The organism is Isoptericola sp. NPDC056134, from assembly GCF_042264825.1.
In the GTDB taxonomy this organism is placed as follows: domain Bacteria; phylum Actinomycetota; class Actinomycetes; order Actinomycetales; family Cellulomonadaceae; genus Isoptericola; species Isoptericola nanjingensis.
In genome coordinates, this window is sequence record NZ_JBHJVM010000013.1 from 25,654 (window position 1) to 52,162 (window position 26,509).

Consider the following 26,509-nt stretch of genomic DNA (forward strand, 5'->3'; position numbering starts at 1 on the left):
GCCTTCCGTCCCCCTCCACGACCGCGTTTCAGTTCACCCGCCAGCGCCCCTCCCCGCCGCCCGTCGTCGTGTACAGTTCTCGGGTAACCCAAGACCGCCGGTCGTCCGACGCTGCCCGGGCTCGCCCCAGCAAGCCGAAGACCGAAGTCCCGTGAGAGCGGGGGCCTGCGTAGGTGACACGACGACGATCACACAGCCTGGCTGTGAGCTCCGAGCCCCGTGCGCACCTGCGCCGGGGCTCTTTCTCTTGCAGGTACCGGTGGCACCACCACCGGAAGGATTGCCATGGCGAGGCCGGACAAGGCAGCCGCTGTCGCGGAGGTCGCGGACAAGTTCCGTGACGCGAACGCGGCCGTGCTGACCGAGTACCGCGGGCTCACCGTCGCACAGCTCAAGGAGCTGCGTCGGTCGCTCAGCGGCAACGCAACCTACGCCGTGGTGAAGAACACGCTGACGTCCATCGCGGCCAAGGAGGCCGGGATCGACGCGTTCGAGGCCGACCTCAAGGGTCCGTCCGCGATCGCGTTCGTGACCGGCGACCCGGTCGAGGCCGCCAAGGGTCTGCGTGACTTCGCCAAGGCGAACCCTGCACTGGTCATCAAGGGCGGTGTCCTCGACGGGAAGCCGCTGACCGCTGCAGAGGTCACCAAGCTCGCGGACCTCGAGTCCCGCGAGGTCCTGCTGGCCAAGACGGCCGGCGCGATGAAGGCCAAGCTCTTCCAGGCTGCCTACGCCTTCAGCGCGAAGCCGGCCCAGGCCGCTCGCGTCATCGATGCCCTGCGTCAGAAGCAGGAATCGGAGGCCGCTGCCGCCTGACGGCGGTGCGGCAAGCACAACCCCCTCCCTTGCTTCTGCGGGGCCGTACGCCCCAGGACGCACCAACCGAAAGGAACGCCATCATGGCGAAGCTCAGCACCGACGAGCTCCTGGCCGCCTTCGAGGAGCTCACGCTCATCGAGCTCAACGAGTTCGTGAAGGCTTTCGAGGACAAGTTCGAGGTCACCGCCGCCGCTCCCGCCGCCGTCGCGGTCGCCGCCCCCGCCGCCGGCGGTGCCGGTGGCGCCGAGGCCGCCGAGGAGAAGGACGAGTTCGACGTCATCCTCGAGGCCGCCGGCGACAAGAAGATCCAGGTCATCAAGGAGGTGCGCGCGCTCACGTCCCTCGGCCTGAAGGAGGCCAAGGACCTCGTGGACGGCGCCCCGAAGCCGGTCCTGGAGGCCGCGAACAAGGAGACGGCCGAGAAGGCCAAGGCTGCCCTCGAGGGCGCCGGCGCCACCGTCACCCTCAAGTGATCGCCGCGGCCTAGCCGCGCATCGCTTCCGCGAGGCCCGCATCCCCTTCGGGGGGTGCGGGCCTCGCTGCGTGCGGACGGTGGGCCGGCAGGACGCCGCGGGGGAGCGGGCCGGTTGTGGAGGTGTCGTGTCGTGACCGACGTCGCGCGCCGGCGCCTGGCCGTGGCCGCCTACCACGGGTTAGGCTGGTCCGACAACCGTTTCTTGGGCGGCATATGGCGGCCACCGAGACAACGTCCTCAAGACCCAGAACCGAGGGCGTCCGCTCGTGTGCCCGCGCGAGTTGGACAAACGATGAAGTTCTGGCTACGCTAGCGCTTTGCGCTCGCTTGTGCCCCGACGCCTCCCCGCCGACGATGCCCCGCCCTCCGTGATCACGTCTTCGTGACCCCTGGGGCGGTCCACTCCCGCGGTCCGGCGCCTCCAGCCCTCGCAGAGCGTACAGCGTGCCATCGAACTGCAGGGAAGGACCCCTCTTGGCTGCCTCGCGCACCCCTTCTGTTCCGTCCGCCGACGCCATCGCGAACCGCACCGCTTCCCGCCGCGTCTCCTTCGCCAAGATCTACGAGCCGCTCGAGGTCCCCGACCTCCTCGGGCTGCAGACCGAGAGCTTCGACTGGCTCCTCGGCAGCCCCGCCTGGCAGGCCCGGGTCGAGGCGGCCACCGCCGCCGGCCGGTCCGACGTCCCCGCGACGTCGGGCCTCGAGGAGATCTTCGAGGAGATCTCGCCGATCGAGGACTTCGGTCAGTCGATGTCCCTCTCCTTCTCGAACCACCGCTTCGAGCCGCCGAAGTACACCGCGGACGAGTGCAAGGAGAAGGACTTCACCTTCGCCGCCCCGCTGTTCGTGACGGCCGAGTTCGTGAACTACACGACCGGTGAGATCAAGAGCCAGACGGTGTTCATGGGCGACTTCCCGCTCATGACCGCGCGTGGCACGTTCATCATCAACGGCACCGAGCGCGTCGTCGTCTCGCAGCTGGTCCGTTCCCCGGGCGTCTACTTCGAGCGCACCCCCGACAAGACGAGCGACAAGGACGTCTTCTCGGCGAAGGTCATCCCGTCGCGCGGCGCCTGGCTCGAGTTCGAGATCGACAAGCGCGACGCCGTCGGCGTGCGCGTCGACCGCAAGCGCAAGCAGCCCGTCACCGTCCTGCTGAAGGCCCTCGGCCTCACGGAGGCGGAGATCCGCGAGGAGTTCGCGAACTTCCCGTCCGTGCTCGACACCCTCGAGAAGGACCACGTCCACACCCAGGACGAGGCCCTGGTCGACCTGTACCGCAAGATCCGTCCGGGCGAGCCGCCCACGGTCGAGGCCGGTCGCGCGCTGCTCGAGAACTTCTACTTCAACCCGAAGCGCTACGACCTCGCGAAGGTCGGTCGCTACAAGATCAGCAAGAAGCTGGGCGTCGACGCGCCGCTCGCGGACTCGACGCTGTCCGTGACCGACGTCGTCGCGACGATCAAGTACCTGGCCGCGCTGCACGCCGACCTGGAGACCATCCCCGGCACCCGCGACGGCCAGCCCACCGAGGTCCGCGTCGAGACCGACGACATCGACCACTTCGGCAACCGGCGGATCCGCGCCGTCGGCGAGCTCATCCAGAACCAGGTGCGCACGGGCCTGTCCCGCATGGAGCGCGTGGTCCGTGAGCGCATGACGACGCAGGACGTCGAGGCGATCACGCCGCAGACGCTGATCAACATCCGCCCCGTGGTCGCGTCGATCCGCGAGTTCTTCGGCACCTCGCAGCTGTCGCAGTTCATGGACCAGAACAACCCGCTCGCGGGCCTGACGCACAAGCGTCGTCTGAACGCCCTCGGCCCGGGTGGTCTGTCCCGCGACCGCGCCGGCATGGAGGTCCGTGACGTCCACCCGTCGCACTACGGCCGCATGTGCCCGATCGAGACCCCTGAGGGCCCGAACATCGGCCTCATCGGCTCGCTCGCGTCGTTCGGTCGCATCAACCCGTTCGGCTTCATCGAGACGCCGTACCGCAAGGTCACCGACGGCAAGGTCACGGACGAGATCGTCTACCTGACCGCCGACGACGAGGACCGGCACATCATCGCCCAGGCGAACACCGAGCTCGCCGTCGACGGCACGTTCCTCAACGACCGCGTCCTGGTGCGCACCAAGGGCGGCGAGACCGACGACCTGCCGCCGGCCGAGATCGACTACATGGACGTCTCGCCGCGCCAGATGGTGTCCGTCGCGACGGCGCTCATCCCGTTCCTCGAGCACGACGACGCGAACCGCGCGCTCATGGGCGCCAACATGCAGCGCCAGGCCGTGCCGCTGGTGCGCTCCGAGGCGCCGCTGGTCGGCACCGGCATGGAGCGTCGTGCGGCGGTCGACGCCGGCGACGTCATCGTGGCGACCAAGCCCGGCGTGGTCACCGAGGTGTCCGCGGACCTGGTCCTCGTCGCGAACGACGACGGCACCACGGGCTCCTACCGCGCGGCGAAGTTCCGCCGCTCGAACCAGGGCACCAGCTACAACCAGCGCGTGCTCGTGGACGAGGGCCAGCGGGTCGAGGTCGGCTCCGTGCTGGCCGACGGCCCGGCGACCGACGAGGGCGACCTCGCGCTCGGCCGCAACCTGCTCGTCGCGTTCATGTCGTGGGAGGGCCACAACTACGAGGACGCGATCATCCTGTCGCAGCGCCTCGTGGAGGACGACGTCCTGTCCTCGATCCACATCGAGGAGCACGAGGTCGACGCCCGCGACACCAAGCTCGGGCCCGAGGAGATCACGCGGGACATCCCGAACGTCTCCGAGGACGTCCTGGCGGACCTCGACGAGCGCGGTGTCATCCGCATCGGTGCCGAGGTCGGCGCGGGCGACGTGCTGGTCGGCAAGGTCACGCCGAAGGGCGAGACCGAGCTCACCCCGGAGGAGCGCCTGCTGCGCGCCATCTTCGGTGAGAAGGCCCGCGAGGTGCGCGACACGTCCCTCAAGGTGCCTCACGGCGAGCAGGGCACGGTCATCGGCGTCCGCGAGTTCAACCGCGAGGACGGCGACGAGCTGCCCGCCGGCGTGAACCAGCTGGTCCGTGTCTACATCGCCCAGCGCCGCAAGATCACCGTCGGCGACAAGCTCGCCGGCCGTCACGGCAACAAGGGCGTCATCTCGAAGATCCTGCCGCAGGAGGACATGCCGTTCCTCCCCGACGGGACGCCGGTCGACGTCATCCTCAACCCGCTGGGCGTGCCCGGCCGCATGAACGTCGGCCAGGTCCTCGAGACGCACCTCGGGTGGGTCGCGAGCCGTGGCTGGGACATCGAGCTGGCCGAGGGCAAGGACCTCTCCTGGAAGGAGACCCTGCCCGAGGTCGCGTCGAAGTCGGAGCCGGGGACGCCGGTGGCGACGCCGGTGTTCGACGGCCTCGAGGAGTCCGGCCTGCGCGGCCTGCTCTCCACGACGCTGCCGAACCGCGACGGCGACCGCATGGTCGCGACCGACGGCAAGGCCCGGCTCTTCGACGGCCGCTCCGGCGAGCCGTTCCCGGACCCGGTGTCGGTGGGCTACATGTACATCCTCAAGCTCCACCACCTGGTCGACGACAAGATCCACGCGCGCTCGACCGGCCCGTACTCGATGATCACGCAGCAGCCGCTGGGTGGTAAGGCGCAGTTCGGCGGCCAGCGCTTCGGCGAGATGGAGGTGTGGGCCCTCGAGGCGTACGGCGCGGCCTACACGCTGCAGGAGCTGCTCACCATCAAGTCCGACGACGTCCCGGGCCGCGTGAAGGTCTACGAGGCGATCGTCAAGGGCGAGAACATCCCCGACTCGGGCATCCCGGAGTCCTTCAAGGTGCTCCTCAAGGAGATGCAGTCGCTGTGCCTGAACGTCGAGGTGCTCTCGAGCGACGGGACCTCCATCGAGATGAAGGAGTCCGACGACGAGGTGTACCGCGCCGCGGAGGAGCTGGGCATCGATCTGTCGCGCCGCCCCAACTCGGCTGCCACGGTCGACGAGATCTGATCCAGCGACCAGCTGAACTCCACGGACATTCGAAAGCTTTGAGGAAGTAGGACATCTTGCTCGACGTCAACGTCTTCGACGAGCTGCGTATCGGCCTGGCCACGGCCGACGACATCCGTGCCTGGTCGCACGGAGAGGTCAAGAAGCCCGAGACCATCAACTACCGCACCCTGAAGCCGGAGAAGGACGGGCTCTTCTGCGAGAAGATCTTCGGCCCCACCCGGGACTGGGAGTGCTACTGCGGCAAGTACAAGCGCGTGCGCTTCAAGGGCATCATCTGCGAGCGCTGCGGCGTCGAGGTGACGCGCTCGAAGGTGCGCCGTGAGCGCATGGGCCACATCGAGCTCGCCGCCCCGGTCACGCACATCTGGTTCTTCAAGGGTGTGCCGTCGCGCCTCGGCTACCTGCTGGACCTGGCCCCGAAGGACCTGGAGAAGGTCATCTACTTCGCGGCCTACATGGTCACGTGGGTCGACGACGAGGCCCGCCACGAGGACCTCCCGAACCTCCAGAACGAGATCGACCTGGAGAAGAAGGAGATCTCGGACCGCCGCGACAACGACATCAACACCCGTGCCGCCAAGCTCGAGGCCGACCTGGCCGAGCTGGAGGCCGAGGGCGCCAAGGCCGACGCGCGCCGCAAGGTGCGCGACTCCGCCGAGCGCGAGATGGCGCAGCTGCGCAAGCGTGCCGACCAGGAGCTCGACCGCCTCGAGCAGGTCTGGGACCGGTTCAAGAACCTCAAGGTCGCGGACCTCGAGGGCGACGAGATGCTGTACCGCCAGCTCGTCGACCGCTACGGCACGTACTTCGAGGGCTCGATGGGCGCCGCGGCGATCCAGAAGCGCCTCGAGAGCTTCGACCTGGAGGCCGAGGCCCAGTCGCTGCGCGAGACCATCCGGACGGGCAAGGGCCAGCGCAAGACGCGCGCGCTCAAGCGCCTGAAGGTCGTCAACGCGTTCCTCACGACGACCAACTCGCCCACGGCGATGGTGCTCGACGCCGTCCCGGTCATCCCGCCGGACCTGCGCCCGATGGTGCAGCTCGACGGTGGCCGCTTCGCGACGTCGGACCTCAACGACCTGTACCGCCGCGTGATCAACCGCAACAACCGGCTCAAGCGCCTGCTCGACCTGGGTGCGCCGGAGATCATCGTCAACAACGAGAAGCGGATGCTCCAGGAGGCCGTGGACTCGCTGTTCGACAACGGTCGCCGCGGCCGCCCGGTCACGGGGCCGGGCAACCGCCCGCTGAAGTCGATCTCCGACATGCTCAAGGGCAAGCAGGGCCGGTTCCGCCAGAACCTGCTCGGCAAGCGCGTCGACTACTCGGGCCGTTCGGTCATCGTGGTCGGCCCGCAGCTCAAGCTGCACCAGTGCGGCCTGCCCAAGCAGATGGCGCTCGAGCTGTTCAAGCCGTTCGTCATGAAGCGGCTCGTCGAGCTCAACCACGCGCAGAACATCAAGAGCGCCAAGCGCATGGTCGAGCGCACCCGCGGCGAGGTCTGGGACGTGCTGGAGGAGGTCATCCAGGAGCACCCGGTGCTGCTGAACCGTGCCCCCACCCTGCACCGCCTGGGCATCCAGGCCTTCGAGCCGCAGCTCGTCGAGGGCAAGGCCATCCACCTGCACCCGCTCGTGTGCGCCGCGTTCAACGCGGACTTCGACGGCGACCAGATGGCGGTCCACCTGCCCCTGAGCGCCGAGGCGCAGGCCGAGGCCCGCATCCTCATGCTCTCGAGCAACAACATCCTCAAGCCGTCGGACGGCCGTCCGGTGACCATGCCCTCGCAGGACATGATCATCGGTCTGCACCACCTCACCTCGGACCGCCCCGGCGCGACGGGGGAGGGGCGGGTCTTCTCCTCGCAGGCCGAGGCGATCATGGCCCTCGACCGCGGCGCGCTGGACCTCAACGCCACGATCAAGTTGCGGATGTCGGACCTCGTTCCGCCGACCAGCGGCTTCGAGGCCCCCGAGGGCTGGGAGCCCGGGCAGCCGCTGCTGTTCGAGACCACCCTGGGCCGCACGATCTTCAACGAGGCGCTCCCGATCGACTACCCGTTCCAGAACGGCGTCGTCGGCAAGAAGGAGCTCTCGACGATCGTCAACGACCTGGCGGAGCGCTACCCGAAGGTCGACGTCGCGACGTCGCTCGACGCGCTGAAGGACGCCGGCTACCGCTGGGCCACGCGCTCGGGCGTCACGATCGCGATCTCCGACGTCGCGATGCCGGAGGTCAAGAACGACATCCTGGACGAGCACGAGCAGCGTGCGCTGAAGGTCCAGGACCAGTTCGACAAGGGTCTGATCACCGACGACGAGCGCCGTCAGGAGCTCATCGAGATCTGGACCCAGGCCACCGACAAGATTGCGTCGGTCATGCGCGAGAACCTCGAGAGCAACTCGCGGAACACGCTGTACCGCATGGTGTCCTCGGGCGCCCGTGGTAACTGGATGCAGGTCCGTCAGATCGCCGGTATGCGCGGCCTCGTGGCGAACCCGAAGGGCGAGATCATCCCGCGCCCGATCAAGTCCAACTACCGCGAGGGCCTGTCCGTCCTCGAGTACTTCATCGCCTCGCACGGTGCCCGCAAGGGTCTGGCCGACACGGCGCTGCGTACCGCGGACTCCGGCTACCTGACCCGTCGTCTGGTCGACGTGTCGCAGGACGTCATCATCCGCGAGGAGGACTGCGGCACCGAGCGCGGCCTCACGCTGCCCGTCGCCGAGCGCATCGGCGACGTGCTGGTGCCGCACCCGCGCGTCGAGACGAGCATCTACTCGCGCACGTTCGCGACGGACGTCGTGGACGCGGACGGCAACGTCGTGGCCGAGGCGGGCTCGGACGCGGGCGACGTGATCATCGACAAGGTGATCGCCGCCGGCATCGAGAACGTCAAGGTCCGCTCCGTGCTGACCTGCGAGTCGCGCGTCGGCACCTGCGCCAAGTGCTACGGCCGCTCCCTGGCCACCGGCAAGCTGGTGGACATCGGCGAGGCCGTCGGCATCATCGCGGCGCAGTCGATCGGTGAGCCGGGCACGCAGCTGACGATGCGTACCTTCCACACCGGTGGTGTCGCCTCCGCGGAGGACATCACGCAGGGTCTGCCCCGTGTCACCGAGCTGTTCGAGGCCCGCACCCCCAAGGGTGAGGCCCCGATCGCGGAGTACACCGGCACCGTGGCGATCGAGGACACGGAGCGCACGCGCCACCTGGTCCTCACGCCGGCCGACGGCGGCGAGGAGATCCGCTACCCGGTGACCAAGCGTGCCCGCCTCCTGATCGCCGACGGCGAGCAGGTCCAGGTCGGCACCCAGCTGGTCCAGGGCGCCGTCGACCCGAAGAAGGTGCTGCGCATCCTCGGCCCGCGTGCCACGCAGAAGCACCTGGTGGACGAGGTCCAGGAGACCTACCGCTCGCAGGGCGTGGACATCCACGACAAGCACATCGAGGTCATCGTGCGGCAGATGCTCCGTCGCGTGACCGTGCTCGACTCGGGTGACTCGCACCTGCTGCCGGGCGAGCTGGCGGAGCGCGTCCGCTTCGAGGACGCGAACCGTCGGGCCGTGGCCGAGGGTGGCCAGCCGGCCTCCGGCCGTCCGGAGCTCATGGGCATCACGAAGGCGTCGCTCGCCACCGACTCGTGGCTCTCGGCCGCCTCCTTCCAGGAGACGACCCGCGTGCTGACCGAGGCGGCGATGAGCGGTCGTCGTGACCCGCTGCTGGGCCTCAAGGAGAACGTCATCCTCGGTAAGCTCATCCCCGCCGGCACGGGTCTGCCCCGCTACCGGAACATCGAGGTCGAGCCGACCGAGCAGGCCAAGGCCGAGCTCTACCCGAGCTTCGGCTACGACGAGATCGACTTCCCGACGCTCGGCATGGGCTCGGGCGAGGCGATCCCGCTGGAGGACCTGGACTTCGGCGACTTCCGCTAGTCCGCTGATCCTGACCACGAGGTAGTCCGGGAGGGGCGCACGTCACAGCGTGCGTCCCTCCCGATCCTTTGACCCCGCTTGCTTCCGCGGGTAGCCTTGGAAGCCGTGCCCGTGCCGTCGCGCGCGCATCCCGCTGTCAGCCCAGAACGTTCTCGCTCGGGCCGGCTGCCGGAGGCGTCGCCGTCCTGAGCGCACAGGTACCCCGGGAAGATCGCTCGGACCGTCCGTGAGGGCGGGGGAGCTGAGCTGATCCGGGCCATCGAGCCGGTGGTAAGTGGCGTTGCGGTCCGTGAGGGCCGCGGGTGCCGCATGCGATCGGCACGCACCAGCCAGACAGACCACCGTCGAGGGCCGCCCGGCCCTCGTGAGCTCGAGAAGACGACGGAGACGTAGTGCCTACGATCCAGCAGCTCGTCCGCAAGGGCCGGTCCACGAAGGCCGTGGCGTCGAAGACGCCGGCCCTCAAGGACTCGCCCCAGCGGCGCGGCGTGTGCACCCGCGTGTACACCACCACCCCCAAGAAGCCGAACTCCGCGCTCCGCAAGGTCGCGCGCGTCAAGCTGTCCTCGGGTACCGAGGTCACGGCGTACATCCCCGGTGTCGGCCACAACCTGCAGGAGCACTCGATCGTGCTCGTCCGCGGCGGCCGTGTGAAGGACCTCCCGGGTGTCCGCTACAAGATCGTGCGCGGCGCGCTCGACACGCAGGGCGTGAAGAACCGCAAGCAGGCCCGCAGCAAGTACGGCGCGAAGAAGGAGAAGGCCTGATGCCTCGCAAGGGTCCGGCCCCCAAGCGGCCGCTCATCGTCGACCCCGTCTACGGGTCGCCCGTCGTCACGCAGCTGATCAACAAGGTCCTGCTCGACGGCAAGAAGTCCACCGCCGAGGCGATCGTCTACGGCGCCCTCGAGGGCGTCCGTGCCAAGACGGACCAGGACCCGGTCGTCGTGCTCAAGCGCGCGCTGGAGAACGTCCGCCCGGCCCTCGAGGTCCGCTCCCGCCGTGTCGGTGGCGCCACCTACCAGGTGCCGGTCGAGGTGCGCCCCGTGCGTTCCACGACGCTCGCGCTGCGCTGGCTCACGGACTTCTCGCGCGCCCGCCGCGAGAAGACGATGACCGAGCGCCTCATGAACGAGATCCTCGACGCCTCCAACGGCCTCGGTGCCGCCGTGAAGCGCCGCGAGGACATGCACAAGATGGCCGACTCGAACAAGGCCTTCGCGCACTACCGCTGGTGATGCGCACGGACGGCCCCGGGTGACCCCCGGGGCCGTCCGAGGATCCGGAACCGGCCGGCAGCCGGCCCTCCGGCCCGGCTTCCGACCTTCCACCGACAAGGGGTAAGACACCGTGGCACTCGACGTGCTGACCGACCTGAACAAGGTCCGCAACATCGGCATCATGGCCCACATCGATGCCGGCAAGACCACCACCACCGAGCGCATCCTGTTCTACACCGGTGTGAACTACAAGATCGGTGAGACGCACGACGGTGCGTCGACGATGGACTGGATGGAGCAGGAGCAGGAGCGCGGCATCACGATCACGTCCGCCGCGACGACCTGCTACTGGAAGAACAACCAGATCAACATCATCGACACCCCGGGTCACGTGGACTTCACCGTCGAGGTCGAGCGCTCGCTGCGCGTGCTCGACGGTGCCGTCGCGGTGTTCGACGGCAAGGAGGGCGTGGAGCCCCAGTCGGAGACCGTGTGGCGCCAGGCCGACAAGTACGACGTGCCGCGCATCTGCTTCGTCAACAAGATGGACAAGCTCGGCGCCGACTTCTACTTCACGGTCGACACCATCATCAACCGCCTCAAGGCGAAGCCGCTGGTCATCCAGCTGCCGATCGGCGCCGAGAACGACTTCGAGGGCGTCGTCGACCTGCTCGAGATGAAGGCGCTCACCTGGCGCGGCGACACCAAGATGGGTGAGGAGTACGCGGTCGAGGACATCCCGGCCGACCTCGTCGAGAAGGCCGAGCAGTACCGGGCCGAGCTCGTCGAGGCCGTCGCCGAGGCCGACGACGAGCTGCTCGAGAAGTTCCTCGGTGGCGAGGAGCTCTCGGTCGCCGAGATCAAGTCCGGCATCCGCAAGCTCGTCATCCGGTCCGAGGCCTTCCCGGTCCTGTGCGGCTCGGCGTTCAAGAACAAGGGCGTGCAGCCCATGCTCGACGCCGTGATCGACTACCTGCCGACCCCGCTCGACGTCCCGGCCGTCCAGGGCCACGACGTCAAGGACGCGGAGAAGATCATCGAGCGTCGTCCGGACGAGGCGGAGCCGTTCTCGGCCCTCGCGTTCAAGGTCGCCACGCACCCGTTCTTCGGCAAGCTCACCTACGTCCGCGTCTACTCGGGCAAGGTCGCGCAGGGCGCTCAGGTCCAGAACTCGACCAAGGGCAAGAAGGAGCGCATCGGGAAGCTCTTCCAGATGCACTCCAACAAGGAGAACCCGGTCGAAGAGGCGCACGCCGGGCACATCTACGCCTTCATCGGGCTCAAGGACGTCACCACCGGTGACACGCTCTGCGACCCGGCGAACCCGGTCATCCTCGAGTCGATGACCTTCCCGGAGCCGGTCATCGACGTGGCCATCGAGCCGAAGACGAAGGCCGACCAGGAGAAGCTCTCCACGGCGATCCAGAAGCTCGCCCAGGAGGACCCGACCTTCCGCGTCAAGCTGGACGAGGAGACCGGCCAGACCGTCATCGGCGGCATGGGCGAGCTCCACCTCGACATCCTCGTCGACCGTATGCGTCGCGAGTTCAAGGTCGAGGCGAACGTCGGCAAGCCGCAGGTCGCGTACCGCGAGACGATCCGCCGTACCGCGGAGAAGATCGACTACACGCACAAGAAGCAGACCGGTGGCTCGGGCCAGTTCGCCAAGGTCCAGGTGACCTTCGAGCCGCTCGAGACGACGGAGGGCGAGCTCTACGAGTTCGCCAACGCCGTCACCGGTGGTCGTATCCCGCGCGAGTACATCCCGTCCGTGGACGCCGGTATCCAGTCGGCGATGCAGCAGGGCGTGCTGGCCGGGTTCCCCGTGGTGGGGGTCAAGGCCACGCTGCTCGACGGCGCCTACCACGACGTCGACTCCTCGGAGATGGCGTTCAAGATCGCCGGCTCGATGGTCTTCAAGGAGGGCATCAAGCGGGCCGACCCGGTCATCCTCGAGCCCGTGATGGCCGTCGAGGTCCGGACGCCCGAGGAGTACATGGGCGACGTGATCGGCGACATCAACTCGCGTCGTGGGATGATCCAGTCCATGGAGGACGCGACCGGTGTCAAGGTCGTGCGCGCCCAGGTACCGTTGAGCGAGATGTTCGGGTACATCGGTGACCTGCGTTCCAAGACGCAGGGCCGTGCCGTGTACTCGATGCAGTTCGACAGCTACGCCGAGGTTCCTCGCAACGTTGCTGACGAGATCATCAAGAAGACCCGGGGCGAGTGAGTCCCCACAGGTCGACGACCAGCACAACCATCAACCTGTAGGAAACCCCCGTCGCCCCGCGGGATGTAGGCTCTCTCGCCGAGTCTCGCAACGTTCGGGAACATCTACCCAAGTCCCAGGAGGACCCCAGTGGCTAAGGCCAAGTTCGAGCGGACCAAGCCGCACGTCAACATCGGCACGATCGGGCACGTCGACCACGGCAAGACGACGCTGACCGCCGCGATCTCGAAGACGCTTGCGGACACGTACCCCGACCTGCCGGCGAACACGCAGCGCAACTTCGACGAGATCGACGCCGCGCCGGAGGAGAAGCAGCGCGGTATCACGATCAACATCGCGCACATCGAGTACGAGACGCCCAAGCGTCACTACGCGCACGTCGATGCTCCGGGTCACGCCGACTACATCAAGAACATGATCACCGGTGCCGCCCAGATGGACGGCGCGATCCTGGTGGTCGCGGCGACCGACGGCCCGATGGCCCAGACGCGCGAGCACGTGCTGCTGGCCCGCCAGGTGGGCGTCCCCTACCTGCTGGTCGCGCTCAACAAGGCCGACATGGTCGACGACGAGGAGATCCTCGAGCTCGTCGAGATGGAGGTCCGCGAGCTGCTGTCGTCGCAGGAGTTCGACGGCGACAACGCGCCCGTCGTCCGCGTCTCCGGCCTCAAGGCCCTCGAGGGTGACCCCGAGTGGACCAAGCGGGTCCTGGAGCTCATGGAGGCCGTGGACGAGAACGTCCCCGACCCCGTGCGCGAGCTCGACAAGCCGTTCCTCATGCCGATCGAGGACGTCTTCACCATCACCGGCCGCGGCACCGTCGTGACCGGCAAGGTGGAGCGTGGCACGCTCGACGTCAACTCCGAGGTCGAGATCGTCGGTATCCGCGAGCCGCAGAAGACCACGGTCACCGGTATCGAGACGTTCCACAAGCAGATGGACCAGGCTCAGGCCGGCGACAACACCGGTCTGCTCCTGCGCGGCATCAAGCGCGAGGACGTCGAGCGCGGCCAGGTCGTCGTGAAGCCGGGTTCGATCACCCCGCACACGGACTTCGAGGCGCAGGTCTACATCCTGGGCAAGGACGAGGGTGGGCGTCACAACCCGTTCTACTCGAACTACCGTCCGCAGTTCTACTTCCGCACCACCGACGTCACCGGCGTCATCACGCTGCCCGAGGGCACCGAGATGGTCATGCCCGGCGACAACACCGAGATGACGGTCGCGCTGATCCAGCCGATCGCCATGGAGGAGGGCCTCGGCTTCGCCATCCGTGAGGGTGGCCGCACCGTCGGCTCCGGCCGGGTCACCAAGATCATCAAGTGATCTGCTGATCCTCGGCTGATCGCCTGAGCAGGAGGCCCGGGCCCGACAGGGCCCGGGCCTCCTGCGCGCCCGGGCGCGTGCCGCCCCGAGGTGCGGTGCGTCCGGCGTCACAGCGGTCGAACCCCGTTCCGGCTTGGAATCACGGGGCTCCCTGTGGCAAGATGTTCAGGTTGCCTGTCACGGGCGCGTTCTTTCTCGTGTCGAACAGTGTGTAGCACCACGGTGCGTGTGCCGGTCCGGATCTCCGGAACGGTCCTCGTCACCTGGAGCGGATCCCTCCCGGAGAGGGGTCGCGGGGTTGCCGGCTGTCGACGCGCTAGAGCGCCCCGCGGGACACATGTCTCGACAGGCCAGACAAACGTCGTGGTCCGCCTCGCGGACCACAATCAACGGCCCCACGCCGGTTCGGTGTGCGCCCGGGTACGTCGCCTAGCGCGACACGCCCGAGCGCGGGGGTCGGACAGTAGCGGTTCGAGAGAGAGAGTCAGACGACGCCATGGCGGGACAGAAGATCCGCATCCGGCTCAAGTCCTACGACCACGAGGTCATCGACAGCTCGGCGCGCAAGATCGTCGACACGGTGACGCGCGCTGGTGCGACGGTCGTGGGTCCGGTGCCGCTGCCGACGGAGAAGAACGTCTTCACCGTCATCCGGTCGCCTCACAAGTACAAGGACAGCCGCGAGCACTTCGAGATGCGCACGCACAAGCGGCTCATCGACATCATCGATCCCACGCCGAAGGCCGTCGACTCGCTCATGCGGATCGACCTGCCTGCCGACGTGAACATCGAGATCAAGCTCTGAGGCTGGGATAGATATGACCAACCAGCAGAAGAACGTGACCGCGGTGCTCGGCACCAAGCTCGGCATGACGCAGCTGTGGGACGACGCCGGTCGTCTGGTCCCCGTCACCGTCGTGGCCGTCCCGACCAACGTCGTGACGCAGGTCCGCTCCGCGGACGCCGACGGCTACGCGGCCGTGCAGCTCGCCGCCGGCCAGATCGACCCGCGCAAGGTCACCAAGCCGCTCAAGGGCCACTTCGAGAAGGCCGGCGTCACGCCGCGTCGTCACGTCGCCGAGGTCCGCACCGAGGACGCCGCCGAGTTCACGCTCGGCCAGGAGATCACCGCCGAGGCCTTCGAGGCCGGTGCCGTGGTCGACGTCGTCGGTACCACCAAGGGCAAGGGCACCGCCGGTGTCATGAAGCGCCACGGCTTCTCCGGCGTCGGCGCCTCCCACGGTGCTCACCGCAACCACCGCAAGGCCGGCTCGATCGGCGGCGCCTCGACGCCGTCGCGCGTGTTCAAGGGTCTGCGGATGGCCGGTCGCATGGGCCACGAGCGCATGACCGTCCAGAACCTGACCGTCCACGCGGTCGACGCCGAGAAGGGTCTGCTGCTCGTCAAGGGCGCGGTTCCCGGCCCCAAGGGTGGCGTCGTCGTCGTGCGTACCGCTGCGAAGGGTGCGTGACCCCATGGCCAACCAGACCGTCGACGTGCTCGACGCCCAGGGCAAGAAGGCCGGCACCGCCGAGCTTCCCGCCGAGGTGTTCGACACCGTCACCAACGTCCCGCTGATCCACCAGGTGGTCGTGGCGCAGCGCGCCGCCGCCCGCCAGGGGACGCACGCCACCAAGACCCGCGGCGAGGTCCGCGGTGGTGGCAGGAAGCCGTACAAGCAGAAGGGCACCGGCCGCGCCCGTCAGGGTTCGACCCGCGCCCCGCAGTTCGCCGGCGGTGGCACCGTCCACGGCCCGCAGCCGCGCAAGTACGACCAGCGGACCCCGAAGAAGATGAAGGCCGCCGCGCTCCGTGGCGCCCTCTCCGACCGGGCTCGCGCCGGCCGCGTCCACGTGGTCTCCGGCTTCGGCCTCGACGGTGCGCCGTCGACCCGGACCGCCGTCAAGACGATCGCGGCGCTCACCGAGCGCACGCACGTCCTCGTGGTCACCGAGCGCTCGGACGAGCTGACGATCCTGTCGCTCCGCAACGTCGAGCAGGTCCACCTGCTGACCGCGGACCAGCTCAACACCTACGACGTGCTCGTCTCCGACGACGTCGTCTTCACCGAGGGCGCGCTCGCCGCGTTCCTCGCCGGCCCGGCCACGGGCAAGAGCGTGAAGGCTGTCGCCACGGAGTCCGAGGCGGCCGAGACCGAGGAGGCCACCAAGTGACCGCCGTGACGAAGGACCCGCGCGACATCCTGATCGCGCCGGTCGTCTCCGAGAAGTCCTACAACCTCCTCGACGAGGGCAAGTACACCTTCGTCGTGGACCCGCGGGCCAACAAGACCGAGATCAAGATCGCGGTCGAGCAGGTCTTCGGCGTCAAGGTCGACTCGGTCAACACGATCAACCGCAAGGGCAAGGCGCGTCGCACGCGCTTCGGCCTGGGCAAGCGCAAGGACACGAAGCGCGCGATCGTGACCCTCCGTGAGGGCACGATCGACATCTTCGGCGGTCCGGCTTCCTGAGGCGCAGAGAGCAGATCGAGGACTAACCCATGGGAATCCGTAAGTACAAGCCGACGACGCCCGGACGCCGCGGCTCCAGCGTCGCCGACTTCGTCGAGATCACGCGCTCGCAGCCGGAGAAGTCTCTGGTCCGTCCGCTGTCCAAGACGGGTGGGCGCAACAACTCCGGTCGCATCACGACCCGTCACAAGGGCGGTGGCCACAAGCGTGCCTACCGCGTGATCGACTTCCGTCGCCACGACAAGGACGGCGTGCCCGCCAAGGTCGCGCACATCGAGTACGACCCGAACCGCACGGCTCGGATCGCGCTCCTGCACTACGCGGACGGCACGAAGCGCTACATCGTGGCGCCGAACAAGCTGTCGCAGGGCGACGTCGTCGAGGCCGGTGCCGGCGCCGACATCAAGCCCGGCAACAACCTGCCGCTGCGCAACATCCCGACCGGTACGGTCATCCACGCCGTCGAGCTCCGCCCCGGTGGCGGCGCGAAGATCGCCCGCTCCGCGGGTGCCTCCGTGCAGCTCGTCGCGAAGGACGGCCCGTACGCGCAGCTGCGCATGCCGTCCGGCGAGATCCGCAACGTCGACCTGCGCTGCCGCGCCACGGTCGGCGAGGTGGGCAACGCCGAGCAGTCGAACATCAACTGGGGCAAGGCCGGCCGCAAGCGGTGGAAGGGCGTCCGCCCGACCGTCCGTGGCGTCGTCATGAACCCGGTCGACCACCCGCACGGTGGTGGTGAGGGCAAGACCTCCGGTGGTCGCCACCCGGTCAGCCCGTGGGGCCAGCCCGAGGGCCGGACCCGCCGCCCGAACAAGCCGAGCGACAAGCTGATCGTCCGCCGTCGCCGCACCGGCAAGAAGCGCTGAAAAGGAGCCTGACAGATGCCTCGTAGCCTGAAGAAGGGCCCCTTCGTCGACGACCACCTGCAGAAGAAGGTGGACGCTCAGAACGAGAAGGGGACCAAGAACGTCATCAAGACCTGGTCCCGTCGGTCGGTCATCACGCCCGACTTCCTCGGTCACACCTTCGCCGTGCACGACGGCCGGAAGCACACCCCGGTCTTCGTCACCGAGGCGATGGTCGGCCACAAGCTCGGCGAGTTCGCTCCCACGCGAACCTTCCGCGGCCACGTGAAGGACGACAAGAAGGGCCGTCGCCGCTGACCCCCGGGTCAGCCGGACGACAGGCCCCGACGGTCTGAGAAAAGGAAGCAGGACAGCAATGGAAGCCAAGGCGCAGGCGCGGTTCGTCCGTGTCACGCCCCAGAAGGCCCGGCGCGTCGTGGACCTCATCCGTGGCAAGCAGGCCGCCGAGGCCGTCGCGGTGCTGAAGTTCGCGCCGCAGGCGGCGAGCGAGCCGATCCGCAAGGTTGTGGAGAGCGCCGTCGCGAACGCCCGGGTGAAGGCCGACCGCGCCAGCGAGCGTTTCGACGAGACGGAGCTCTTCGTCTCGGCGGCGTTCGTCGACGAGGGGCCGACGCTCAAGCGGTTCCGTCCGCGGGCGCAGGGGCGTGCGAGCCAGATCCTCAAGCGCACCAGCCACATCACCGTGGTCGTCGCACCGCGTGAGCAGAAGGAAGGGGCCCGATAGTGGGGCAGAAGGTTCACCCGCACGGGTACCGCCTCGGCATCACCACCGACCACCGGTCGCGCTGGTTCGCCGACAGCACCAAGCCTGGTCAGCGGTACCGCGACTACGTCCGCGAGGACGTGGCGATCCGCAAGCTCATGAGCACCGGTCTCGAGCGGGCCGGCATCTCCAAGGTCGAGGTCGAGCGCACCCGCGACCGCGTCCGCGTGGACATCCACACGGCGCGTCCGGGCATCGTCATCGGTCGCCGGGGTGCCGAGGCCGACCGCATCCGCGGCGAGCTCGAGAAGCTCACGGGCAAGCAGGTCCAGCTCAACATCCTCGAGGTCAAGAACGCGGAGATCGACGCGCAGCTGGTCGCGCAGGGCATCGCCGAGCAGCTCGCGAGCCGCGTCTCGTTCCGCCGCGCCATGCGCAAGGGCATCCAGTCCGCGCAGCGCGCCGGTGCCAAGGGCATCCGTGTGCAGGTCTCGGGTCGTCTCGGCGGCGCCGAGATGAGCCGTTCGGAGTTCTACCGCGAGGGTCGTGTGCCGCTGCACACGCTGCGCGCGAACATCGACTACGGCTTCTTCGAGGCCCGCACCACCTTCGGCCGTATCGGCGTGAAGGTGTGGATCTACAAGGGCGACATGACCGAGAAGGAGTTCGCCGCGCAGCAGGCGACTGCCGCCCCCCGCGGGGGTCGTGGTGGTCGTCCGGAGCGTGGGGAGCGCCGTGGTGGCGGTCGTCGCCCCGAGCGTCAGGCCCAGCCGGCCGCCGAGAGCGCCCCCGCGTCCGACGCGGCCCCGGCGCCGGAGCAGGCTGCGGCCCCCGAGTCCGGAACGGAGGCCTGAGTCATGCTGATCCCCCGCAGGCTCAAGCACCGCAAGCAGCACCACCCGAAGCGCTCCGGCGCGGCCAAGGGTGGCACCACGATCGCGTTCGGCGACTACGGCATCCAGGCTCTCGAGCCCGCCTACGTCACCAACCGCCAGATCGAGGCTGCTCGTATCGCGATGACCCGCCACATCAAGCGTGGCGGCAAGGTCTGGATCAACATCTACCCGGACCGTCCCCTGACCAAGAAGCCCGCCGAGACCCGCATGGGTTCCGGCAAGGGCTCGCCCGAGTGGTGGGTCGCCAACGTCAAGCCCGGCCGCATCGTCTTCGAGCTGGCCGGTGTCGACGAGGAGCTGGCCCGTGAGGCCATGCGCCGCGCGATCCACAAGCTCCCGATGAAGTGCCGTTTCGTGGTGCGCGAGGGTGGTGCGAACTGATGGCAGTCGGAACCAAGGGCATGGCCCCCGCTGACCTCGACGGGTTCGACGACGAGAAGCTGGTCGCCGAGCTGAAGAAGGCCAAGGAGGAGCTCTTCAACCTCCGTTTCCAGTCGGCCACCGGCCAGCTGGAGTCCCACGGTCGGATCAAGGCCGTCAAGCGCGACATCGCGCGGATCTACACGGTCCTGCACGAGCGCGAGCTCGGTATCCGCACGGCCCCGAGCGTGAGTGAGTGAGGCATCGATGAGCGAGAACACCAACGCGGTGGCCGCTGAGACGACCGAGCGCAGCACGCGCAAGGTCCGTCGTGGCTACGTCGTCAGCGACAAGATGGAGAAGACCATCGTCGTCGAGGTCGAGGACCGCAAGAAGCACCCCCTGTACGGCAAGGTCCTGCGCACCACCACCAAGGTGAAGGCGCACGACGAGCAGAACTCCGCCGGTATCGGCGACCTGGTCGAGATCATGGAGACCCGTCCGCTGTCCGCGACCAAGCGGTGGCGCCTGACGGAGATCCTCGAGAAGGCCAAGTGATCCAGAAGGTCTTCTGACCTTCGGCCGGGGCAGGCCGTGACACACGTATGCGGCCCGCCCCGGCCACCACAGCAACTATCCGTTCGGCAAGGCTCGCCCGGGACAGCCTGGGACGAGAACCGGCTCGACGACAGGAGATCAATCGATGATCCAGCAGGAGTCGCGACTTCGGGTCGCCGACAACACGGGTGCCAAGGAGATCCTCTGCATCCGTGTTCTCGGTGGATCCGGCCGTCGCTACGCCGGTATCGGCGACACGATCGTCGCCACCGTCAAGGACGCGATCCCCGGCGGCAACGTGAAGAAGGGCGACGTGGTCAAGGCCGTCATCGTCCGGACCGCCAAGGAGCGCCGTCGTCCCGACGGTTCCTACATCAAGTTCGACGAGAACGCCGCCGTGATCCTCAAGAACGACGGTGAGCCCCGTGGCACCCGCATCTTCGGCCCGGTCGGGCGCGAGCTGCGCGACAAGCGGTTCATGAAGATCATCTCGCTGGCGCCGGAGGTGCTCTGACCATGGCGAAGATCAAGAAGGGCGACCAGGTGATCGTCATCGCCGGTCGCGACAAGGGCAAGACGGGCCGCGTGCTCGAGGTCCTCAAGGACTCCGACCGCATCGTGGTCGAGGGCGTGCAGCGTGTCACCAAGCACGTCAAGGCCGGCCAGACGGCTCGCGGCACCCGCACGGGTGGCATCGAGACCGTCGAGGCGCCGATCCACGTCTCGAACGTGATGGTCGTCGACCCGGAGACCAAGAAGGGCACGCGCGTCGGGTTCCGTACCGAGCAGGTCGAGCGCGACGGCCGTACCCGCACCGTCCGCGTGCGCGTCGCCAAGCGTTCCGGGAAGGACATCTGATGACCGAGACCACTCTCGAGGCCCCGGCCACCCCGCGCCTCAAGCAGAAGTACCGCGAGGAGATCATCGCGGCGCTGCGCGAGGAGTTCGGCCACCAGAACATCCAGCAGGTCGCCGGTCTGACCAAGATCGTCGTCAACATGGGTGTCGGTGACGCCGCCAAGGACTCCAAGCTCATCGAGGGCGCGATCCGCGACCTCACGGCGATCACGGGGCAGAAGCCCCAGGTGACCCGGGCCAAGAAGTCCATCGCGCAGTTCAAGCTGCGCGAGGGCATGCCGATCGGTGCGCACGTCACGCTGCGCGGCGACCGGATGTGGGAGTTCCTCGACCGGCTGCTGTCGATCGCGCTGCCCCGTATCCGCGACTTCCGCGGGCTGAGCCCGAAGCAGTTCGACGGGCACGGCAACTACACCTTCGGTCTCACGGAGCAGTCGATGTTCCACGAGATCGACCAGGACAAGATCGACCGCGTCCGCGGCATGGACATCACGGTCGTGACCACGGCGACGACCGATGACGAGGGCCGCTCCCTGCTGCGCCGTCTCGGCTTCCCCTTCAAGGAGAACTGACATGGCGAAGAAGGCCCTGATCAACAAGGCGAACGCCAAGCCGAAGTTCGCCGTCCGCGCCTACACCCGGTGCCAGCGCTGCGGCCGTCCGCACTCGGTCTACCGCAAGTTCGGCCTGTGCCGGATCTGCCTGCGGGAGATGGCCCACCGTGGCGAGCTCCCCGGCGTCACCAAGAGCAGCTGGTAAAACCACTACGCCGCAGGTCCGGGCGGTGCGCACGCACTGACTGGATACCCCGGCGAGGAAGGGCTGGAGCCCAATGACCATGACAGACCCCATCGCAGACATGCTCACGCGTCTGCGTAACGCGAACTCGGCGCACCACGAGACGGTCACCATGCCGCACTCGAAGCTGAAGTCGAACATCGCGGAGATCCTGCAGGCGCAGGGGTACATCACCGGCTGGAGCGTCGAGGACGCGAAGGTCGGCAAGTCCCTCACCCTGACCCTCAAGTACGGCCCGAGCCGCGAGCGCGCCCTCACCGGCGTCCGCCGCGTGTCGAAGCCCGGCCTCCGCGTCTACGCGAAGTCCACCAACCTGCCCCAGGTCCTCGGCGGCCTCGGCGTGGCGATCCTGTCCACGTCCTCCGGCCTGCTGACCGACCGCCAGGCCCAGGCCAAGGGCGTCGGCGGCGAAGTCCTCGCCTACGTCTGGTAATCCGGAAAGGAGATATCGCCATGTCTCGAATCGGCAAGCTCCCCGTTCCGGTCCCGGCCGGCGTGGACGTCACCATCAGCGGTGCGCTCGTGACCATCAAGGGCCCCAAGGGGACCCTGGAGCACGCGGTGCCCGCCCCCATCACGGTCGCCCAGGACGACGGCTCCCTCGTGGTGTCGCGCCCGGACGACGAGCGTGAGTCCCGTGCGCTGCACGGCCTCACCCGCACCCTCCTGGCCAACATCGTCACCGGTGTGACCCAGGGCTACGAGAAGAAGCTCGAGATCGTCGGTACCGGGTACCGCGTCGCGGCCAAGGGGCAGAGCCTGGAGTTCGCTCTCGGCTTCTCGCACCCGGTCACCGTGACCGCGCCCGAGGGCATCACCTTCGCGGTGGAGAGCCCGACCAAGTTCTCGGTCGCGGGCATCGACAAGCAGCAGGTCGGCGAGGTCGCAGCGAACATCCGCAAGATCCGCAAGCCCGAGCCTTACAAGGGCAAGGGCGTGCGCTACGCCGGCGAGGTCGTCCGCCGCAAGGTCGGAAAGGCTGGTAAGTGATGGCTCTCAAGGTTCTGGGCAAGGGCAAGGCCGTCGCTCGTCAGCGCCGTCACCTGCGCCTGCGCAAGAAGATCAAGGGCACCGCGGCGCGTCCGCGCCTCGTCGTGACCCGCTCCTCGCGCCACATGGTGGCGCAGATCGTCGACGACACGGTCGGCAAGACCGTCGCCTCGGCCTCGACCCTCGAGGCCGACCTGCGCGCCCTCGACGGCGACAAGACGGCGAAGGCCCGCAAGGTCGGCGAGCTCGTCGCCGCGCGTGCCAAGGCCGCCGGCGTCGAGACCGTGGTCTTCGACCGCGGTGGCAACAAGTACCACGGTCGGGTGGCTGCGGTCGCCGACGGCGCCCGGGAAGCGGGGCTGGAGCTGTGATGGCCGACGTCCGCGATTTCGCACGGAAGATGAGGATCCTCTGATGGCTGCAGGGCAGCGCACCGGCGCCCCCCAGGGCGCCAACGAGTCCAACAAGAACGACGGCCGCCGCGGCGGCGGTCGCCGCGACGACCGCCGTGGCGGTGGCCGCGACGCCGCCGACAAGAACGCCTTCGTCGAGCGCGTGGTGACGATCAACCGCGTCTCGAAGGTCGTCAAGGGTGGTCGCCGCTTCAGCTTCACCGCGCTGGTCGTGGTGGGCGACGGCGACGGCACCGTCGGTGTCGGCTACGGCAAGGCCAAGGAGGTGCCCGCGGCGATCGCCAAGGGTGTCGAGGAGGCGAAGAAGAACTTCTTCCGCGTCCCGCGCATCCAGGGCACCATCCCGCACCCCGTCCAGGGTGAGGAGGCCGCCGGCGTCGTGTTCCTGCGTCCGGCCTCGCCGGGTACCGGTGTGATCGCCGGTGGTCCGGTGCGCGCCGTGCTGGAGTGCGCCGGCATCCACGACGTGCTGAGCAAGTCGCTCGGCTCGTCCAACTCGATCAACATCGTGCACGCCACCGTCGCGGCCCTCAAGGGCCTCGAGGAGCCGGCTGCCGTGGCCGCCCGCCGTGGTCTGCCGCTCGAGGACGTGGCCCCGGCCGCGCTCCTGCGTGCGCAGGCCGCCGGGCTCGCCGAGAAGGCGGCCAAGGCTGACGAGAAGGTGGGTGCGTGATGCCTCGACTGAAGGTCACCCAGGTCAAGTCCGCCATCGGCGGCAAGCAGAACCAGCGTGACACGCTGCGGACCCTCGGCCTCAAGCGGATCGGCGACACCGCCGTGAAGGAGGACCGTCCGGAGATCCGTGGCATGGTCACCACGGTGGCGCACCTCGTCACCGTCGAGGAGGTCGAGTGATCATGGCGGACAACACCGAGAAGGCGGGTCAGCCGCTCAAGGTCCACCACCTGCGTCCGGCCCCCGGCGCCAAGACCGCCAAGACCCGCGTGGGTCGTGGTGAGGCGTCGAAGGGCAAGACGGCGGGTCGCGGTACCAAGGGTACGAAGGCTCGCTACCAGGTTCCCGCCGGCTTCGAGGGTGGGCAGATGCCTCTGCACATGCGCCTCCCGAAGCTGCGCGGGTTCAAGAACCCGTTCCGCGTCGAGTACCAGGTCGTCAACCTGGACAAGCTCGCCGCGCTGTACCCCGAGGGTGGCTCCGTCACCGTCGAGGGCCTCGTCGCCAAGGGCGCGGTCCGCAAGGGTCAGCCGGTGAAGGTGCTCGGCAACGGCGAGATCACCGTCAAGCTGGACGTCACGGTCGACCGCGTCTCCGGCTCCGCCAAGGACAAGATCCTGGCGGCCGGCGGCACGGTCTCCGAGGACTGACATCCGCAACAGGGCCGGCGGCGCACACGCGCTGCCGGCCCTGTGTGCTCCCGGCGTGCTCCGGCAGGCCAGCCCTCCGCGACGGCGTGTGGTCTGGCTCACTGGTCCGGGGCACGTAGAATCCGTCACGGTCCGCGCCACGCACCTGATCCGGGTGACGGCGAGGCCGGGGTCTCCCCGGTCGGACCTTGACCGAGTCGGCGTGACGGCGGCGTGGCCCAACGGCCGCGGTGTCGGGAGCTCGCGCCACACCTCGCCGGTCCCCGGCGACACGACAACCCGCCGCGGCGGGCCAGGAGGATAGGTGCTCAGCGCATTCGGCCGGGCTTTCCGGACACCGGACCTGCGGCGCAAGCTGCTGTTCACGATCGCGATCATGGCGCTCTTCCGGGTGGGGTCGCTCGTGCCCACACCCGGCGTCGACTACGGCAACGTGCAACAGTGCGTCGCGGCCCTCGAGGGCAGCACCTCGCTGCTCGGTCTCGTCAACGTCTTCAGCGGCGGTGCCCTGCTCCAGCTGTCGATCTTCGCGCTCGGCATCATGCCGTACATCACCGCGAGCATCATCGTGCAGCTGCTGCGCGTGGTCATCCCTCGGTTCGAGGCCCTGCACAAGGAGGGCCAGTCGGGCCAGGCGAAGCTGACGCAGTACACGCGCTACCTGACGATCGCCCTCGCGATCCTGCAGTCGACGACGATCATCACGACCGCCCGCACCGGGATGCTCTTCCAGGGCTGCCCCGTCGACGTGATCACGGACGACAGCTTCGTGACGGCCACGCTGATGGTCATCACCATGACGGCCGGTACCGGCCTGGTCATGTGGCTCGGCGAGATGATCACCGAGCGCGGCGTCGGCAACGGCATGTCCCTGCTGATCTTCACGTCGATCGCCGCGAGCTTCCCGTCGGCGCTCTGGTCGATCGCCGGCGGCTCGAACGGCCCCCTGAACTTCATCGTGATGATCCTCGTCATCGTGCTCGTCGTCGGGCTGGTCGTCTTCGTCGAGCAGTCGCAGCGCCGCATCCCGGTGCAGTACGCGAAGCGCATGGTGGGACGCCGCATGTACGGCGGCACCAGCACCTACATCCCGATCAAGATCAACATGGCCGGCGTCATCCCGGTCATCTTCGCGGCGTCGATCCTCGCCATCCCCGGGCTGATCGCCCAGTTCGGCGAGCCGACCGCGGGCTGGGTGCTCTGGATCTCGGAGAACCTGGTCCAGCAGTCCGACCCGCTGTACATCGTGCTGTACGTGCTGATGGTCATCTTCTTCGCGTTCTTCTACACGTCGATCACGTTCAACCCGGACGAGGTCGCGGACAACATGAAGAAGTACGGCGGCTTCATCCCGGGCATCCGCGCCGGCCGGCCCACGGCCGAGTACCTCGACTACGTGATCACCCGCATCACCTCCGCGGGCTCGATCTACCTGGCGATCGTGGCGCTCATCCCCACGATCGTGCTCGTGGTGCTGGGAGTCACCACGAACATCCCGTTCGGCGGCACGTCGATCCTCATCATCGTGGGCGTCGGGCTCGAGACCGTGAAGCAGATCGACTCCCAGCTCCAGCAGCGTCATTACGAAGGGTTCCTCCGTTGACCGAGACGAACGAAGGCGGCCCCGCCGCTGCCACGCCGACCACCCGCCGCGAGCTCCACGGTGCCCCCAGCGCCGAGGCGCGGGTGACGCGCCTGGTGATCATGGGGCCGCAGGGGGCGGGCAAGGGCACGCAGGCCGCGCGCCTCGCCGAGCTGTTCAGCATCCCCGCCATCTCGACGGGCGACATCTTCCGCGCCAACATCAAGGGCGGCACGGAGCTCGGCAAGCTCGCGCAGGAGTACAGCGCCAAGGGCGAGCTCGTCCCGGACGAGGTCACCGACCAGATGGTGCGCTCGCGCCTCGGCGAGGACGACGTGAAGGCCGGGTTCCTGCTCGACGGCTACCCGCGCAACGCGCACCAGGTCGAGGCGCTCGACGGCATCCTGGCCGACCTCGGCTGGGAGCTGGACGGCGTCATCGAGCTCACGGCCGCGCGGGACGAGCTCCTGTCGCGGATCGCCAAGCGCGCCGAGATCGAGGGCCGCGAGGACGACACCCCGGAGGCGATCGCGCGCCGGCTCGACATCTACGACGAGCAGACCGCGCCGCTGACCGCCGCGTACTCCGAGCGGGGCATCCTCGCGAAGGTGGACGGCATCGGCGACGTCTCCGAGGTCACCGAGCGCATCGTCCAGGCGCTGGCCGCCGAGCTCGGCTGAGGCTCGCCA

31 protein-coding genes are annotated in these 26,509 nt (G+C 68.4%); all 31 read left to right on the forward strand.

Features of this window, described 5'->3' with window-relative positions; genetic code table 11:
• The first annotated feature begins 285 nt into the window (after positions 1 to 285).
• The 31 genes from rplJ (at position 286) to ACFCZN_RS13750 (ending at position 26,500) form a co-directional block, all read left to right on the forward strand.
• Positions 286 to 816: a 50S ribosomal protein L10 gene (gene rplJ, locus ACFCZN_RS13600; protein ID WP_429764782.1), complete on the forward strand. Its 531-nt coding sequence runs from the start codon at positions 286 to 288 to the stop codon at positions 814 to 816.
• Positions 817 to 899: 83 nt separating this feature from the next.
• A complete protein-coding gene (rplL, locus tag ACFCZN_RS13605; protein WP_429764780.1) occupies positions 900 to 1,292 on the forward strand; it encodes a 50S ribosomal protein L7/L12 in 393 nt (130 codons plus the stop codon).
• 476 nt (positions 1,293 to 1,768) lie between these two features.
• Entirely contained in the window at positions 1,769 to 5,281 is a 3,513-nt protein-coding gene (gene rpoB / locus ACFCZN_RS13610) for a DNA-directed RNA polymerase subunit beta (RefSeq protein WP_429764778.1), read from the forward strand.
• 56 nt (positions 5,282 to 5,337) lie between these two features.
• On the forward strand, positions 5,338 to 9,219 hold the full coding sequence (locus ACFCZN_RS13615; RefSeq protein ID WP_429764776.1) for a DNA-directed RNA polymerase subunit beta': 3,882 nt from the start codon (positions 5,338 to 5,340) through the stop codon (positions 9,217 to 9,219).
• A 392-nt stretch (positions 9,220 to 9,611) separates the two neighbouring features.
• Positions 9,612 to 9,986, forward strand: a complete 375-nt coding sequence (gene rpsL / locus ACFCZN_RS13620; protein WP_416342463.1) for a 30S ribosomal protein S12 — start codon at positions 9,612 to 9,614, stop codon at positions 9,984 to 9,986.
• Positions 9,986 to 10,456 carry a 30S ribosomal protein S7 gene (gene rpsG / locus ACFCZN_RS13625; protein ID WP_429764774.1) on the forward strand — a complete coding sequence of 157 codons (471 nt, stop codon included), beginning with the start codon at positions 9,986 to 9,988 and terminating at the stop codon, positions 10,454 to 10,456. The genes rpsL and rpsG overlap by 1 nt, the downstream gene beginning before the upstream one ends.
• 112 nt (positions 10,457 to 10,568) lie before the next feature.
• The gene (gene fusA / locus ACFCZN_RS13630) at positions 10,569 to 12,671 is read left to right on the forward strand and encodes an elongation factor G (protein ID WP_429764772.1); all 2,103 of its coding nucleotides are present in this window, start codon (positions 10,569 to 10,571) and stop codon (positions 12,669 to 12,671) included.
• A gap of 129 nt (positions 12,672 to 12,800) precedes the next feature.
• A complete protein-coding gene (tuf, locus tag ACFCZN_RS13635) occupies positions 12,801 to 13,997 on the forward strand; it encodes an elongation factor Tu (protein WP_429764770.1) in 1,197 nt (398 codons plus the stop codon).
• Between the two features lie 496 nt (positions 13,998 to 14,493).
• Positions 14,494 to 14,802, forward strand: coding sequence for a 30S ribosomal protein S10 (gene rpsJ, locus ACFCZN_RS13640; RefSeq protein ID WP_013837837.1), 309 nt, complete (start codon positions 14,494 to 14,496; stop codon positions 14,800 to 14,802).
• Between the two features lie 13 nt (positions 14,803 to 14,815).
• Positions 14,816 to 15,469, forward strand: coding sequence for a 50S ribosomal protein L3 (gene rplC / locus ACFCZN_RS13645; protein ID WP_429764768.1), 654 nt, complete (start codon positions 14,816 to 14,818; stop codon positions 15,467 to 15,469).
• Between the two features lie 4 nt (positions 15,470 to 15,473).
• The gene (rplD, locus tag ACFCZN_RS13650; protein WP_429764766.1) at positions 15,474 to 16,172 is read left to right on the forward strand and encodes a 50S ribosomal protein L4; all 699 of its coding nucleotides are present in this window, start codon (positions 15,474 to 15,476) and stop codon (positions 16,170 to 16,172) included.
• Positions 16,169 to 16,471, forward strand: a complete 303-nt coding sequence (gene rplW, locus ACFCZN_RS13655) for a 50S ribosomal protein L23 (protein ID WP_079572420.1) — start codon at positions 16,169 to 16,171, stop codon at positions 16,469 to 16,471. The genes rplD and rplW overlap by 4 nt, the downstream gene beginning before the upstream one ends.
• 29 nt (positions 16,472 to 16,500) lie before the next feature.
• Positions 16,501 to 17,337 (forward strand): 50S ribosomal protein L2, encoded by an 837-nt coding sequence (rplB, locus tag ACFCZN_RS13660; RefSeq protein WP_429764765.1) that lies wholly within the window; start codon positions 16,501 to 16,503, stop codon positions 17,335 to 17,337.
• Between the two features lie 15 nt (positions 17,338 to 17,352).
• Positions 17,353 to 17,634, forward strand: coding sequence for a 30S ribosomal protein S19 (rpsS, locus tag ACFCZN_RS13665; protein ID WP_075829208.1), 282 nt, complete (start codon positions 17,353 to 17,355; stop codon positions 17,632 to 17,634).
• A gap of 58 nt (positions 17,635 to 17,692) precedes the next feature.
• Positions 17,693 to 18,061 (forward strand): 50S ribosomal protein L22, encoded by a 369-nt coding sequence (gene rplV / locus ACFCZN_RS13670; RefSeq protein WP_079572426.1) that lies wholly within the window; start codon positions 17,693 to 17,695, stop codon positions 18,059 to 18,061.
• Positions 18,061 to 18,894: a 30S ribosomal protein S3 gene (gene rpsC / locus ACFCZN_RS13675; protein WP_430547437.1), complete on the forward strand. Its 834-nt coding sequence runs from the start codon at positions 18,061 to 18,063 to the stop codon at positions 18,892 to 18,894. The genes rplV and rpsC overlap by 1 nt, the downstream gene beginning before the upstream one ends.
• 3 nt (positions 18,895 to 18,897) lie before the next feature.
• A complete protein-coding gene (gene rplP, locus ACFCZN_RS13680) occupies positions 18,898 to 19,317 on the forward strand; it encodes a 50S ribosomal protein L16 (protein WP_429727849.1) in 420 nt (139 codons plus the stop codon).
• A complete protein-coding gene (rpmC, locus tag ACFCZN_RS13685) occupies positions 19,317 to 19,556 on the forward strand; it encodes a 50S ribosomal protein L29 (protein ID WP_079572432.1) in 240 nt (79 codons plus the stop codon). Before rplP ends, rpmC begins: the two co-directional genes overlap by 1 nt.
• Before the next feature lie 7 nt (positions 19,557 to 19,563).
• Positions 19,564 to 19,854, forward strand: coding sequence for a 30S ribosomal protein S17 (rpsQ, locus tag ACFCZN_RS13690; RefSeq protein ID WP_429764762.1), 291 nt, complete (start codon positions 19,564 to 19,566; stop codon positions 19,852 to 19,854).
• 145 nt (positions 19,855 to 19,999) lie between these two features.
• A complete protein-coding gene (gene rplN / locus ACFCZN_RS13695; protein ID WP_079572436.1) occupies positions 20,000 to 20,368 on the forward strand; it encodes a 50S ribosomal protein L14 in 369 nt (122 codons plus the stop codon).
• 2 nt (positions 20,369 to 20,370) lie between these two features.
• Entirely contained in the window at positions 20,371 to 20,712 is a 342-nt protein-coding gene (rplX, locus tag ACFCZN_RS13700; RefSeq protein ID WP_429764760.1) for a 50S ribosomal protein L24, read from the forward strand.
• Positions 20,712 to 21,284 carry a 50S ribosomal protein L5 gene (gene rplE, locus ACFCZN_RS13705; RefSeq protein ID WP_429727852.1) on the forward strand — a complete coding sequence of 191 codons (573 nt, stop codon included), beginning with the start codon at positions 20,712 to 20,714 and terminating at the stop codon, positions 21,282 to 21,284. The genes rplX and rplE overlap by 1 nt, the downstream gene beginning before the upstream one ends.
• 1 nt (position 21,285) lies before the next feature.
• Complete coding sequence (locus ACFCZN_RS13710) at positions 21,286 to 21,471, forward strand: type Z 30S ribosomal protein S14 (protein WP_013837851.1); 186 nt, start codon at positions 21,286 to 21,288, stop codon at positions 21,469 to 21,471.
• Between the two features lie 73 nt (positions 21,472 to 21,544).
• Positions 21,545 to 21,943, forward strand: a complete 399-nt coding sequence (rpsH, locus tag ACFCZN_RS13715) for a 30S ribosomal protein S8 (RefSeq protein WP_429764758.1) — start codon at positions 21,545 to 21,547, stop codon at positions 21,941 to 21,943.
• A gap of 20 nt (positions 21,944 to 21,963) precedes the next feature.
• Positions 21,964 to 22,500, forward strand: coding sequence for a 50S ribosomal protein L6 (gene rplF, locus ACFCZN_RS13720; RefSeq protein ID WP_429764756.1), 537 nt, complete (start codon positions 21,964 to 21,966; stop codon positions 22,498 to 22,500).
• The gene (rplR, locus tag ACFCZN_RS13725; RefSeq protein ID WP_429764754.1) at positions 22,500 to 22,871 is read left to right on the forward strand and encodes a 50S ribosomal protein L18; all 372 of its coding nucleotides are present in this window, start codon (positions 22,500 to 22,502) and stop codon (positions 22,869 to 22,871) included. The genes rplF and rplR overlap by 1 nt, the downstream gene beginning before the upstream one ends.
• A 43-nt stretch (positions 22,872 to 22,914) precedes the next feature.
• Complete coding sequence (rpsE, locus tag ACFCZN_RS13730; protein ID WP_380244182.1) at positions 22,915 to 23,586, forward strand: 30S ribosomal protein S5; 672 nt, start codon at positions 22,915 to 22,917, stop codon at positions 23,584 to 23,586.
• Positions 23,586 to 23,768, forward strand: a complete 183-nt coding sequence (rpmD, locus tag ACFCZN_RS13735; RefSeq protein WP_079573239.1) for a 50S ribosomal protein L30 — start codon at positions 23,586 to 23,588, stop codon at positions 23,766 to 23,768. Before rpsE ends, rpmD begins: the two co-directional genes overlap by 1 nt.
• A 2-nt stretch (positions 23,769 to 23,770) precedes the next feature.
• Entirely contained in the window at positions 23,771 to 24,238 is a 468-nt protein-coding gene (gene rplO / locus ACFCZN_RS13740; protein WP_429764752.1) for a 50S ribosomal protein L15, read from the forward strand.
• A gap of 304 nt (positions 24,239 to 24,542) precedes the next feature.
• Complete coding sequence (gene secY / locus ACFCZN_RS13745) at positions 24,543 to 25,841, forward strand: preprotein translocase subunit SecY (RefSeq protein WP_429764750.1); 1,299 nt, start codon at positions 24,543 to 24,545, stop codon at positions 25,839 to 25,841.
• Between the two features lie 101 nt (positions 25,842 to 25,942).
• Positions 25,943 to 26,500, forward strand: coding sequence for an adenylate kinase (locus ACFCZN_RS13750; protein WP_429765192.1), 558 nt, complete (start codon positions 25,943 to 25,945; stop codon positions 26,498 to 26,500).
• Positions 26,501 to 26,509: the final 9 nt, after the last annotated feature.